Genomic DNA, 12,208 nt, shown 5'->3' on the forward strand with positions numbered 1-12,208 from the left:
GAGCGTCGCTAGTCGGAGACCTTCGTCATCTGCAGCAGCCCGTCGCCGGCCGGCGAGAGCGCGCTGATGACCGCACCGGAGGTCGACACCTCGGTGAGCAGCAGCCGGAAGTCGGTGGTCGCGCGGTCCCGCTTCACCGGGTCGGCGACACGCCCGCGCCAGAGCGCGTGCGGCACGAGCACCGTCCCGCCGAGCCGCGCGAGCCGCAACCCGTGCTCGACGTACTCGATGACGTGCTCCGGGTCGGCGTCGACGAGCACGACGTCGTACGACGCCTCGTTCATCCGCGGGAGGACCTGGTTCGCTCGACCCGGGATGAGCCGGATGCGGGACGGGGCAGAACCGGCTGCGATGTAGGCGTCGCGCGCGTACTGCTGGTGATCCACCTCGACGTCGATCGTGGTGAGCGTGGCGTTCGGGGCGCCGCCGAGCAGGTACAGCCCGGACACGCCGAGACCGGTCCCGATCTCGATGATGCTCGTCGCGCGGGACGCGGCGGCGACGACGCCGATCTGCGCGCCGATCGCGGGCGAGATCGCCTCGACCCCGAGCTCGAGGGAGTGCTCACGCGCTCGGGCGATCACCTCGGACTCCGAGACGATGTCCTCGGCGAACTTCCAGTTCGACTCTTTCTCTGACACGCACACTCCGTTCGGGTGACAACTCTACGGGTGCCGTGCGGCCGGGACGGGTTACGCTCGTACCGTGTTCGACGGCTTCGAGAAGTTCCTGGTGATCGGGATCATCGGCGTCCTCTTGCTCGGGCCGCAGCGGCTGCCGATGTACGCCCAGAAGCTCGCCGAGTTCGTGAAGGCCGTCCGTCGCTTCGCCGACACCGCGAAGGACCGCATGCGCGAGGAGATGGGTCCGGAGTTCGACGAGGTCGACTGGCAGAAGCTCGATCCGCGGCAGTACGACCCGCGGCGCATCATCCGCGACGCCCTGCTCGACTCCGGTGGCAGCGCAGCCGCCGTGCAGACGGCGCAGGTCACCGCCTCCAAGGTGCGCGCGACGGCACCGGTGGTGCCGCTCGCCGTGGGCGAGGACGCCCCCTTCGACACGGAAGCGACCTGACGCCCGTCACTTGACCACCTGACGGACTGGAGGCGCGGTGCCAGCTGGCACCGCGCCTCCCGTCCGTCAGCGGTTGCGGCGCGACGTTCCTTCCCAGGACGGCCGCGATGGAACGACGGATCGGGCGTACCCGGTGAGAAGGAACCACCGAGTACGCCCGATTCGACCCGGGCTTCGGGTCAGTCCTTCGTCGCGACGATCGTGAAGGTCGTCGGCACCCGGTCGCGGTCGGCCTCGGGCCACGCCCACGAGCCGTCGCCGGTGTCCTCCATCCGCGAGCTGAAGCGCCACGGGAGCGTCCGGCCCTCGTCGAGGCGTCGCAGTCGGAGTCCGGCGCCGAGCAGCGCGGTGACGATCTCCGACAGCGGGTGCGGCCACTCGTACGTCCGGGTGTTCGCCACCGTTCCCTCGCCCGCGTACGTGCCCGCGTCGTCCCACTGCTGTGCGGTGCCGTCCGGGAAGTACCGGTACCGGGTGACGAGCTCGTCGGCGGCTTCGTCGAGCGCGTAGAGCGCCGGGTGGCCGTCGCGGATGAAGAACACCCCGCCGGGCCGGAGCAGCGCGGCGACCTGCGCCGCCCACCGGTCGAGGTCGGCGAGCCAGGTGATCGTGCCGATGCTCGTGTAGACGACGTCGAAGTCACCGACCACGGCCGCCCGGGCGTCGAGGACGTCGGTCTCGACCCAGGTGACGTCGAGGCCGAGCCGCTCGGAGAGCCCGGCGGCGGAGGCGAGGGCGGCGGGGGAGAAGTCGACCCCGGTCAGCCGGGCACCCTCGCGCGCGAGCGACACGGTGTCGGTGCCGATGTGGCACTGCAGGTGGCAGACGTCGAGGCCGGCGAGCGAGCCTCCGGGGAGCCAGGGGAGGAGCGCCGGCAGGTCGTCCCGGACGACCGTCGACCGGTGGTCCGGATCCGCGAGGGCGTCGATCTCGTACGCACCCTCGTGGATCGGGACCCGGTCCTCCCAGTTCGCGCGGTTCGTGTCGCGGGCGTGCTCCCAGTCGACGCTGACGTGGTCGGTGCTCATGGAACTGAGCCTAGGTCAGGGAGAGCCCGAGCTTCCGGCCGGACAACCCGCGGCCCATGGTGGTGATCCGGTCCGCGACGGCGTCGAGCGCGACGGCGGCCGGGTCGGAGGGCGCGCCGAGCACCACGGGCACGCCGGCGTCGCCGCCCTCGCGCAACGGGACCGAGAGCGGCACGCTGCCGAGCACCGGCACGGGGGTCTCCTGGTCGCGGGAGAGCCGCCGGGCCGTCTCGGCACCGCCGCCCTCGCCGAACAGGTGCAGCACGGAGCCGTCGGGCTGCACGAGCCCGGCCATGTTCTCGACCACGCCGATCACCCGCTGCCCGGTCTGTCGGGCGACGATGCCGCTCCGTTCGGCCACGTCGGCCGCAGCGGCCTGGGGCGTGGTGACGACGAGCACCTCGGCGTGCGGGAGCAGTTGGCCGACCGAGATCGCGACGTCGCCGGTGCCGGGTGGCAGGTCGAGCAGCAGCACGTCGAGGTCGCCGAAGAACACGTCGGTCAGGAACTGCGAGACGGTGCGGTGCAGCATCGGCCCGCGCCAGGACACGGCGGTCGAGACGTCGTCGACGAACATCCCGATCGAGACGACCTTCACGTCGTGGGCGACCGGCGGCAGGATCATGCTGTCCACCCGGGTCGGCCGCGGCGCCACGCCGTGCTCGTCGGTGAGGCCCATCAGCCCCGGGACACTGAAGCCGTGCACGTCGACGTCCACGATGCCGACGCGCTGCCCCCGTGCGGCGAGGGCCGCGGCGAGGTTCACGGTGACGGTGGACTTGCCGACGCCGCCCTTGCCGCTCGTCACCGCGATCACCCGGGTGAGGGAGTCCGGCGTGAACTGCACGCCACGGGGACGTCCGGCGCGCAGCCGCTCGGTCAGGGCGGCGCGGGTCGCCGGGGCCATCACGGAGACGTCGACCGCCACCGTGGACACGCCGTCCACGGAACCGGCGGCCGCGCGGACGTCGCGCTCGATGGTGTCGGCGGCGGGGCACCCGACGATCGTGAGCTGCAGGTCGACGCGCACCGCGCCTCCAGGCTGCACGTCGACCCCGCGGATCATGTCGAGCTCCGTGACGGGCCGGCGGATCTCCGGGTCGATGACGCGGGCGAGCGCAGCGAGGACGGCGGAACCGAGAGCCTGGTCGTCCTCAGCCACGGGCGGTGCTGCCGGGGTCGCCGGCGAAGTCGGTGTCCTGCGCGTCGCGGCGGTCGAGCTCCTCGAGCAGCGACCGGAGCTCGGCGCGGATGAAGTCCTTCGACGCCATGTCGCGCATCGCCAGGCGGAGGGCGACGACCTCGCGGGCGAGGTACTCGGTGTCCGCCAGGTTCCGTTCGGCACGCTGCCGGTCCTGCTCGAACTGCACGCGGTCGCGGTCGTCCTGCCGGTTCTGGGCGAGCAGGATGAGCGGGGCGGCGTACGACGCCTGCAGGGACAGCACGAGGGTGAGTGCGGTGAAGCCGATCGCGGCCGAGTCGAACTGCCACGGCTTCGGTGCCAGCGTGTTGTAGCCCATCCAGACCAGGCAGAAGAGCGTCAGGCCGATCAGGAACCAGGGCGTCCCCATGCCACGCGCGATGCCCTCGGTGGCGCGACCGAAGGTGTCGCCGCGACCGGAGCGGCGGCGGGTCGGGAGCACGCGCGTGCGCATGCCCTTCGGGGAGTCGAGGCGCTCCTGACGCTCCAGGCGCTCCTGGCGGTTCTCATCCGTTCGGGCCACGGGTGGTCCTCCTTCCCGTCGTCACGGGCGTCTTGCGCGGGCGTTGGCGTGGGAGCGGTGAGGGTTCCCCCTCGCCCTGACTTCGCCAGTCGTCCGGCAGGACGTGGTCGAGGACATCGTCGATCGTCACCACCCCGACGAGTCGGTGGGCGTCGTCGACCACGGGGACGGACAGCAGGTTGTAGGTCGCCATGATGCGGGTGACCTCGGCGGCGCTCGCGTCGACCCGGACCGGTTCGGTCTGCTGGTCGATGAGCGTGCCGAGTCGCTCGTTCGGCGGGTAGCGGAGCATCCGCTGGAAGTGGACGAGCCCGAGGAACCGACCGGTCGGCGGCTCGTACGGCGGCAGCGTGACGCAGACCGCGGCCCCGAGGACCGGCGCGAGCTCGTGGCGTCGGACCAGGGCGAGGCCCTCGGCGACGGTGGCGTCGGCGGAGACGATCACCGGCTCGGTCGTCATGAGGCCACCGGCCGTGTCCGGCTCGTACTCGAGGAGCATGCGGACGTCCTGCGCCTCTTCCGGCTCCATGAGCTGGAGGAGGGCTTCACTGCGCTCGTCGGAGAACTGCGCGAGGACGTCGGCCGCGTCGTCCGGCTGCATGTGGTCGAGGACGTCGGCCGCGCGGGAGTCCTCGAGCCGGGTGAGGATCTCGATGCGCTGCTGGTCGGGCATCTCCTCGAGCACGTCGGCGAGACGGTCGTCGGGGAGCTCCTCGGCCACCTCGAAGCGGCGCTCCTCGGGCAGGTCGAGCAGGGTCGACGCGAGGTCGGCCGGCAGCAGGTCGGAGTACGCCGCGATGACGTGCTCGGCGGACTGCGCCTCGCCGGGGAGCTCGTCCTCGGTCACCTCGTTCCAGGTGGCGAACGTCGTCGGGCCCTTGCCGAACGGGGACGGCGTGGTCTTCGGCTTGCGGAGGAAGAGCTGCGAGACCTCCCAGTCGCCCTGCCCGCGGTCCTCGATCGCGACGTCCTCGATGGTGGCGCGGATGCGCTCCTTCTTGATGAGGACCTTGCGGCCGAGCATCTCGGCAATCACCCGGACCTCGCCACCGCGCTGCTCGAAGCGACGCATGTTCACGAGGCCGGTCGTGATGACCTGCCCGGCGCCGATCGAGGTGATCCGGCCGATGCTCACGAAGATGCGGCGCTTGCCCGGCACCTCGACGATGAGTCCGACGACGTGCGGCGGGTCGGCCCGGCGGTAGACGACGAGGACGTCCCGCACCCTGCCGACGCGGTCGCCCGCGGGGTCGAAGACGGAGCACCCGGCGAGGCGGGCGACGAAGACCTTCGTGGCGCTCACCCGACCCAGCGTAGTCGCTGCGTCTGGCCGCACGGTGCCGCGGGGTCCGGGCGTCCTCCCCGGCACGGTGCCGCGGCGTCCGGGCGTCCTCCCCGGCGGTGCACGTGCGATCGCAAGGTGTTCGGTGAATGATGGCTGGGTGAGCAATCAGAGCCCCTTCGCCGGCAGGACCGCCCAGGCCTTCCCGACGCTGCCCAAGGGCGACGTCCTCGGCACCTACGACAGCTACCCCGACGCCCAGCGCGTCGTGGCGAAGCTCGCCGAGGCCGACTTCCCGGTCAACCAGCTCTCGATCGTCGGCAACGACCTCAAGACGGTCGAACGGGTCACCGGCAAGATGACCTACGGCCGTGCCGCCATCGCCGGCGCGCTGTCCGGCCTCTGGCTCGGCATCTTCTTCGGCATCGTGCTCACCCTGTTCTCGCCGAGCGCCGGCGGCCTCATCCTCGCCGCCGCCATCATCGGTGCGGCCTTCGGCATGCTCTACGGCATCGTCTCGTTCGCGATCACGAAGCGGCAGCGTGACTTCACGAGCGTGCACCAGGTGCTCGCCACGAACTACCAGATCGTCGTCGCCCCGCAGCTGACCGGGCAGGCCCGTCGCATCCTGGGCGAGGCCGGCGTCGCCCCGCAGACGCACTGGAACCCGGGCACGCCCGGGGCACCGGGAGCGCCGGGGGCCGGCTTCCAGGGGCAGCCCCCGCAGCAGCCGTGGCGGCCCGGCCCGCAGAACGGGCAGCCGAACCAGACCCAGGGGTCGCCCTACGGTGGGCACGCCACACCGCACCAGCAGCCTGGAGGCACGCAGCAGTCCGGTACGCCGGCCTCGGGATCGCAGGCGGGAACGCCGACGGGCGCGCCGCGCTACGGCACGAACGAGGGGCCGCGGTACGGGGAGACCTCGGCGACGGCTCCCGCGTCCGCTCCCGCCGAGCCCGCGGCTGCCGCACAGCCCCGAAACGACGAGCCGCCGCGCTACGGCGAGCGGGTCACGGGTTCCACGCCGCCGTCCGCGCCCGAGGCGAAGGACGACGAGTCCCGCTGAGGTCGCACTCCCGCGGGGTTCCGCGGCGGTGACGACCGCAGAAGTGCGATCTCACGGGCGAGTCCGCGGCCGTGCGCTCGGCACCGGGATCGCGGGCTACAGGACCTTCGAGTAGCAGATCGAGAGCGGGGCCCCGACGTAGGGACCGAAGTTCGCGATGCGCGAGAAGCCCTCCCGCTCGTAGAACCCGATCGCGCGCTTCTGCTCGGTGCCGGTCTCGAGCACCAGGGCCGGTGACCCGAGGTCGAGCGCGGCTTCCTCAAGCCGACGCAGCAGGGCCGCGGCGACACCGGACCCGCGCGACTCCGGCCGGACGTACATCCGCTTGATCTCGGTGATGCCGTCCTGCACGACCCGCAGTCCGCCGCAGGCGAGCGGCGTGCCGTCCTCGTCGCGGGCGACGAAGAAGACGGCGATCGACTCGGCCGTGGGCTTGTCACCCGGCTCGGTGTCGCCGCCGTAGGCGCGGTCGATCTCGAGACGCTGCGCGGCGCGGAGCCGCTGGGCGTCGGGGGAGTCGAAGTGCTCGACGTCGATCGCGAACACGGTCGAGTCGTCCGCCGGAGTGGCGGGGCGCTGGCTGGGATTCGTGCTGGGGGAGACCTCGGGCGTCGTCACCCGCTCAGGCTAGCGGCCGGAGCGGGCGATCCACCCCTCCACTTCCGAGGGGGTCCGGGGGATGCCGACGGACAGGTTCTCGGCGCCGTCCTCGGTCACGAGGATGTCGTCCTCGATCCGGACGCCGATGCCGCGGAACTCCTCCGGCACGGTCAGGTCGTCCTGCTGGAAGTACAGTCCGGGCTCGATCGTGAAGACCATGCCGGGCTGCACGATGCCGTCGATGTACATCTCGCGACGGGCCTTCGCACAGTCGTGCACGTCGAGGCCGAGGTGGTGGCTCGTGCCGTGCACCATGTAGCGGCGGTGGAACTGGTTGTCCTGCTGCAGCGACTCCTCGGCGGTGCCGGGCAGGAAGCCCCACTCGGCGGTCTTCCGCGCGATGACCTCCATCGCGGTGGCGTGCACCTGTCGGAAGGTGATGCCGGGCTTCACGATGGCGAACGCGGCGTCGGCGGCTTCGAGCACGGCCTCGTACACCAGGCGCTGTACGTCGGTGAACGTGCCGCTGACCGGCAGCGTCCGCGTGATGTCGGCGGTGTAGAACGAGTCGACCTCGACCCCGGCGTCGATGAGGATCAGGTCGCCCGGCTGCACCGCACCGTCGTTCCGGGTCCAGTGCAGGATGCAGGCGTGGTGGCCGGAGGCGGCGATCGTGTCGTAGCCCACGGTGTTGCCGTCGGCGCGGGCACGGCGGTTGAAGGTGCCCTCGACGATGCGCTCGCCGCGGGGGTGCGCCAGCACGGCGTCGAAGTCGGCGATGACGTCGTCGAACCCGGCCTTCGTGGCGTCGACGGCCTTGCGGAGCTCGTGCACCTCGTACGCGTCCTTCACGAGGCGCAGCTCGGACAGGTCGCGGGCGAGGACGTCGTCGGTCGCCGGCACACCGTCGGTCTCCGGTGCGCCGCCGATCGGGCTGCCGAGTCGCTCGTCGAGCGCCCGGGTCAGGTCGGTGTCGGCCTCACGCACGAGGAGCGCCGAGGTGTCGAGCCCGGCGGTCACGGCGTCGAACGCGCCGAGGTCGGCCGTGGCGAGGCCGAGGTCCGCGGCGACCTCGTCCAGCGACGGGCGCGGTCCGACCCAGAACTCGCCGATCTCGGGATTGGCGTAGAACTCCTCGGAGTCGCGGCCGGCGGTCGCCCGGAAGTAGACGGTCGCGTCGTGCCCGGAGCCGTTCGGCGTCATGACGAGCACGGAACCGACGACGGTGTCGGTGCCCCACCCGGTCAGGTGCGCGAAGGTGGAGTGCGGACGGAACGGGTAGTCGCAGTCGTTCGAGCGGACCTTCGCCTGTCCGGCCGGCACGACGATGGTGCGACCGGGGTGCAGTTCGGAGATCCGAGCGCGCCGCTCGGCGGCGAAGGCGGCCTGCTCACGTGGCTCGGGCAGCGGGCGGTCGCGATCGGCCCACTGCGACCCGATGTAGTCCTTGAACGTCGAGGACCCGGGGGTCGTGGAACGGTTGCTCGTGGCGCGAGGCGTGGTGTCGGACATGCACCCATCATCGCACCGCCGGACGGACCGCGGCCTGTGCGCCTCCTCACCTGTGGATAGCATTGAGCCGTGCCCGATCCGTTCATCGACCTGCACGCGCACTCGAGCGTCTCCGACGGCACCGAGCGACCCGCGGACCTCGTCCGAGCGGCAGCGGCCGCCGGGCTGGACGCCGTCGCCCTGACGGACCACGACACGACGGCGGGCTGGGCCGAGGCCTCGGCGACCGCTCGCGACCTGCCGCTCACGCTCCTGCCGGCCCTCGAGCTCAGCACGCGCGTCGGGTACCGCAGCGTCCACGTCCTCGGCTACCTGGTCGACCCCGAGCACCCCGGCCTCGTCGAGGAGACCGGCCGGATCCGCGACGGCCGACTCGCGCGCGCCCGCCGGATGGTGGACCGCATCGGTCGCGACCACCCGATCACCTGGGACGACGTGATCGCGCAGTCCCGTGCCGGTGCCACCATCGGCCGCCCGCACATCGCCGACGCCCTCGTCGCGCGCGGGCTCGAGGTCGACCGGAGCGCGGCGTTCCGGGGCATCCTCCACCCGTCCTCGGGCTACTACGAGCCGCACGACGCCCCGACCCCGCTCCGCGGCGTCGAGCTCATCCGGCAGGCTGGCGGTGTGCCCGTGATCGCGCACCCGGCGGCGTCCTCGCGCGGCATCGTCATCGACGAGCCGATGCTCCGCGACCTGGTCGAAGCCGGGCTCGGCGGGCTCGAGGTCGACCACCGCGAGAACCTCGCGCACGGCAAGCGGACGCTCCTCGACTGGGCGGGGCGCTACGGCCTGTTCGTGACGGGTTCGAGCGACTACCACGGCACCGGCAAGCCGAACCGGCTCGGCGAACACCGGACGGCCCTCGTGTCGTTCGACGCCATCCGCTCCGAGGCCACCGGCAGCGCGCCGGTCGTCGGCGCGGGCTCGCGCCTGACCTGATCCGACCCGAGTCTCGGCCAGCATGGTCGGCGGGGACGACGAAGGGCCCGTCGCGTCAGCGACGGACCCTTCGGCCTGGAGGCGCTACTCGCCGTCCGACGTGCCCTGCGGTGCCGAGGCGGTCGCCTCGGACCCGGTGCCCGACCCGCGGCGGCGACGCCGACGACGACGCTTCGCGGCGCCGTCGGCCGAGCCGGCCTCGGCCGACTCTGCCGGGCCGGATGCGGATGCCGCAGCCGGGGACTCGGATGCCGGGGCCTCCGAGGCGGGCGTGTCCGTGCCTCCAGACCGGGTGCGGCTGCGTGCCGGACGCGAGCCGGTGCGCGGCGGTCGGTCGCCCGTCTTCCGCTCGGCGGGACCGCCGGCGGAGGCGGCGTGGGCCGAGGCGCCGGGGAGGCGACCCTTCGTGCCCTTGGGGATGTCGAGTTCCTCGAACAGGTGCGGCGACGACGAGTAGGTCTCGACGGGCTCGGGGATGCCGAACTCGAGGGCCTTGTCGATGAGCGTCCACTTGTGCAGGTCGTCCCAGTCGACGAACGTGACCGCGATGCCGGTCTTGCCCGCACGGCCGGTGCGGCCGGCGCGGTGCAGGTACGTGTCCGGGTCGTCCGGGATGGTGTGGTTGATGACGTGCGTGACGTCGTCCACGTCGATGCCGCGCGCGGCGACGTCGGTGGCGATGAGGACGTCGCGCTTGCCGGCCTTGAAGGCGGCCATCGCGCGCTCGCGCTGCTCCTGGTTGAGGTCGCCGTGCACCGCTGCGGCGTTGAACCCGCGGTCCTTCAGCTCCTCGACCAGCTTCGCCGCGGCACGCTTCGTGCGGGTGAAGATGACGGTCTTGCCGCGACCCTCGGCCTGCAGGATGCGGGCGATGACCTCGTCCTTGTCGAGCGAGTGCGCCCGGTAGATGAGGTGCTTGATGTTGGCCTGCATGAGGCCCTCGTCCGGGTCGGTCGCGCGGATGTGCACCGGGCGGCTCATGAACCGGCGGGCGAGCGCCACGATCGGAGCGGGCATCGTCGCCGAGAACAGCATCGTGTGCCGCACCTCGGGGATGGCCTGGAAGATGCGCTCGATGTCCGGCAGGAACCCGAGGTCGAGCATGCGGTCGGCCTCGTCGAGGACGACTTCCTGCACGTGGGAGAGGTCGAGCATGCGCTGGCGCTGCAGGTCGATCAGGCGGCCCGGGGTGCCGACGACGATCTGCGCGCCGGCCTTGAGCTGCTCGATCTGGCCCTCGTACGCCTTGCCGCCGTAGATCGACACGATCGTGGTGGGGCGGTTCGAGGCAGCCAGCTCGAGGTCCTCGGTGACCTGCACCGCGAGCTCGCGGGTGGGGACGACGACGAGGGCCTTCACGCCGGGGGCCGGGTCGGCACCGAGACGTTGGATGAGGGGGAGGCCGAACCCGAAGGTCTTGCCGGTACCCGTCTTGGCCTGGCCGATGATGTCCTGGCCGGTGAGGGCGAGCGGGATCGTCTGCTGCTGGATCGGGAAGGGCTCGATGATGCCCTTGCCGGCGAGCGCATCGACGATGTCCTGCTCGATGTTGAGGTCTGAGAAAGTCAAAGAATCACCTTAGTTCTGGTGGAAGTCCCGACCAGTCTACCGACGGGCCGGTCGGGCGTGGGTGCGGGTGGGTTCCCGCTATGCTCTTCGGGTGGTGTCGTGGTGGAACCGGAAGCGCGCTGCGCAGCTCGCCGCCGCGTGGCTCGCGTCGCGCAACCCGCGGAACGCCTCGCCCGTGGAACGCCTGCAGCTGGACGACGTCAGCCCCGAGCTCGACGTCTACCTCGGCCAGGCGGCCTACCTGCAGCTGTCGCTCTACGAGACCATGGGCCGCGCCGGAGCCGGTGCCCCCACGCTGTCCGGACGCCTGGTGACCGGCGTGCTCGCCACCACCGCGCTCGAACGGCACCGGACCATCGTCGCAGAGATCGAGCGCTCCGGGGGAGACCCCGCCGCGTTGATGGCACCCCACCGTGAGGCGATCGACCTCTTCCTCGAGCGCACGAGCGGTGCGGACTGGTACGAGTCGATGCTCACCGGGTACGTGACCGCCGGCATCCTGAACGACCTGTTCGGCAGTCTGCTCCGCTCGCTGCCCTCCGACGTCCGACAGCGGCTCCGCACCGTGTTCGACGCGCGCGAGGAAGCGGCCGTGGTCGAGGAACTGACGGCCCGCATCGACGAGGAACCGCAGGTCGGCTCGCGCCTGGCGATGTGGGGCCGGCGGCTCGTCGGGGACACGCTGCTCGTGGCCCGGTCGGCGCTGGCGTCGCACGCGCGCGAGGACCAGGAGCGGCTCGAGCCGGTCTGGACCGAGCTCATCGCCGCGCACACCCGGCGGATGGACGCACTCGGCCTGACGGCCTGACCTCGCCAGGCTGGGCCCGTCGGGGCTAGGCGCCCTGGGCCTTGACCCGCTCGTAGTAGGCCGTGTCGGCCGCGGTGCGACGCTTGCCGAGGACCCACTCGGCGACGAGTGCGAGCACGCCGGCGCCGACCAGGGCGACGACCCAGATCCAGGTGCCGTCGTACTTCCAGCCCGCCCAGCTCAGGGCTTCCCAGAGGACGGCGGCAACGACGCCGCCGACCGCCGGGCCGAGCAGGGAGCCACGCGTCGACCGCCAGGGCAGCACGACGTGGGCGACGGCCCCGACGATCAGACCGCCGAGGACCGCGAAGAGCAGTTCCACGTCGTCAGGCGACGAAGCCGATGCGGCGGGATTCCTCGGCGCCGACCTCGACGTACGCGAGCGAAGCGACCGGCACGATGAACCGGCGGCCCTTCTCGTCCTGGAGCGAGAGGTGCGTCGACTTCGACGCGAGGGCCTCAGACACGGCCTTCTCGATCTCGTCGGCGGTCTGGGCGGTCTCGAAGGCGATCTCGCGGGGGCTGTTGGTGATGCCGATCTTGATGTCCACGAGCACAGCGTATCCGAGCGCCCCACCCCGACATCGGACGTTCGCCGCAGGC

General features: G+C 71.9%; 14 protein-coding genes. 4 read left to right on the top strand and 10 right to left on the bottom strand.

The features are described from left to right. Positions 1 to 8 precede the first annotated feature (8 nt). Positions 9 to 641, bottom strand: coding sequence for an O-methyltransferase (locus tag BIU96_RS11395; RefSeq protein WP_071292713.1), 633 nt, complete (start codon positions 639 to 641; stop codon positions 9 to 11). A gap of 64 nt (positions 642 to 705) precedes the next feature. Here BIU96_RS11395 and BIU96_RS11400 point away from each other — a divergent pair, with 64 nt between their 5' ends. After that, positions 706 to 1,074, top strand: coding sequence for a twin-arginine translocase TatA/TatE family subunit (locus BIU96_RS11400; protein ID WP_071292714.1), 369 nt, complete (start codon positions 706 to 708; stop codon positions 1,072 to 1,074). A gap of 179 nt (positions 1,075 to 1,253) precedes the next feature. Here BIU96_RS11400 and BIU96_RS11405 read toward each other — a convergent pair whose 3' ends face one another. The 4 genes from BIU96_RS11405 to BIU96_RS11420 are packed head-to-tail and all read right to left on the bottom strand — an operon-like array spanning position 1,254 to position 5,129. Next, on the bottom strand, positions 1,254 to 2,102 hold the full coding sequence (locus BIU96_RS11405; RefSeq protein ID WP_071292715.1) for a bifunctional 2-polyprenyl-6-hydroxyphenol methylase/3-demethylubiquinol 3-O-methyltransferase UbiG: 849 nt from the start codon (positions 2,100 to 2,102) through the stop codon (positions 1,254 to 1,256). Between the two features lie 10 nt (positions 2,103 to 2,112). Further along, positions 2,113 to 3,264, bottom strand: coding sequence for an Mrp/NBP35 family ATP-binding protein (locus BIU96_RS11410; protein WP_071292716.1), 1,152 nt, complete (start codon positions 3,262 to 3,264; stop codon positions 2,113 to 2,115). Beyond that, positions 3,257 to 3,757, bottom strand: coding sequence for a DUF1003 domain-containing protein (locus BIU96_RS11415; RefSeq protein WP_071292767.1), 501 nt, complete (start codon positions 3,755 to 3,757; stop codon positions 3,257 to 3,259). Before BIU96_RS11415 ends, BIU96_RS11410 begins: the two co-directional genes overlap by 8 nt. Positions 3,758 to 3,809: 52 nt before the next feature. Beyond that, positions 3,810 to 5,129, bottom strand: a complete 1,320-nt coding sequence (locus BIU96_RS11420) for a CBS domain-containing protein (RefSeq protein ID WP_071292717.1) — start codon at positions 5,127 to 5,129, stop codon at positions 3,810 to 3,812. A 139-nt stretch (positions 5,130 to 5,268) separates the two neighbouring features. On the opposite strand from BIU96_RS11420, the gene BIU96_RS11425 reads away from it, so the two are divergent. Continuing rightward, positions 5,269 to 6,174, top strand: coding sequence for a general stress protein (locus BIU96_RS11425; protein ID WP_071292718.1), 906 nt, complete (start codon positions 5,269 to 5,271; stop codon positions 6,172 to 6,174). A 96-nt stretch (positions 6,175 to 6,270) separates the two neighbouring features. On the opposite strand, the gene BIU96_RS11430 is transcribed toward BIU96_RS11425, so the two are convergent. Both BIU96_RS11430 and BIU96_RS11435 read right to left on the bottom strand, forming a co-directional pair. Further along, on the bottom strand, positions 6,271 to 6,792 hold the full coding sequence (locus BIU96_RS11430) for a GNAT family N-acetyltransferase (protein WP_368072974.1): 522 nt from the start codon (positions 6,790 to 6,792) through the stop codon (positions 6,271 to 6,273). Positions 6,793 to 6,801: 9 nt separating this feature from the next. Further along, complete coding sequence (locus BIU96_RS11435) at positions 6,802 to 8,286, bottom strand: aminopeptidase P family protein (protein WP_071292720.1); 1,485 nt, start codon at positions 8,284 to 8,286, stop codon at positions 6,802 to 6,804. Between the two features lie 69 nt (positions 8,287 to 8,355). Between BIU96_RS11435 and BIU96_RS11440 the strand changes: the two genes are divergently transcribed. After that, positions 8,356 to 9,228: a PHP domain-containing protein gene (locus BIU96_RS11440; RefSeq protein ID WP_071292721.1), complete on the top strand. Its 873-nt coding sequence runs from the start codon at positions 8,356 to 8,358 to the stop codon at positions 9,226 to 9,228. An 84-nt stretch (positions 9,229 to 9,312) separates the two neighbouring features. Here BIU96_RS11440 and BIU96_RS11445 read toward each other — a convergent pair whose 3' ends face one another. Beyond that, complete coding sequence (locus BIU96_RS11445; RefSeq protein WP_071292722.1) at positions 9,313 to 10,797, bottom strand: DEAD/DEAH box helicase; 1,485 nt, start codon at positions 10,795 to 10,797, stop codon at positions 9,313 to 9,315. Positions 10,798 to 10,888: 91 nt separating this feature from the next. Between BIU96_RS11445 and BIU96_RS11450 the strand changes: the two genes are divergently transcribed. After that, the gene (locus tag BIU96_RS11450; protein ID WP_071292723.1) at positions 10,889 to 11,605 is read left to right on the top strand and encodes a ferritin-like fold-containing protein; all 717 of its coding nucleotides are present in this window, start codon (positions 10,889 to 10,891) and stop codon (positions 11,603 to 11,605) included. A gap of 25 nt (positions 11,606 to 11,630) precedes the next feature. Here BIU96_RS11450 and BIU96_RS11455 read toward each other — a convergent pair whose 3' ends face one another. Next, positions 11,631 to 11,927, bottom strand: a complete 297-nt coding sequence (locus tag BIU96_RS11455) for a hypothetical protein (protein ID WP_071292724.1) — start codon at positions 11,925 to 11,927, stop codon at positions 11,631 to 11,633. A gap of 4 nt (positions 11,928 to 11,931) precedes the next feature. Further along, positions 11,932 to 12,156 carry a DUF3107 domain-containing protein gene (locus BIU96_RS11460; protein WP_071292768.1) on the bottom strand — a complete coding sequence of 75 codons (225 nt, stop codon included), beginning with the start codon at positions 12,154 to 12,156 and terminating at the stop codon, positions 11,932 to 11,934. Positions 12,157 to 12,208 lie beyond the last annotated feature (52 nt).

This window comes from Curtobacterium sp. MCBA15_008 (assembly GCF_001865065.1).
Classification (GTDB): Bacteria; Actinomycetota; Actinomycetes; order Actinomycetales; family Microbacteriaceae; genus Curtobacterium.

Excerpts from the sequence above, each read along its gene's own strand:
- BIU96_RS11435 (WP_071292720.1), bottom strand. The coding sequence starts at position 8,286 with ATGTCCGACACCACGCCTCGCGCCACGAGCAACCGTTCCACGACCCCC.
- BIU96_RS11415 (WP_071292767.1), bottom strand. The coding sequence starts at position 3,757 with ATGCGCACGCGCGTGCTCCCGACCCGCCGCCGCTCCGGTCGCGGCGAC.
- BIU96_RS11405 (WP_071292715.1), bottom strand. The coding sequence starts at position 2,102 with ATGAGCACCGACCACGTCAGCGTCGACTGGGAGCACGCCCGCGACACG.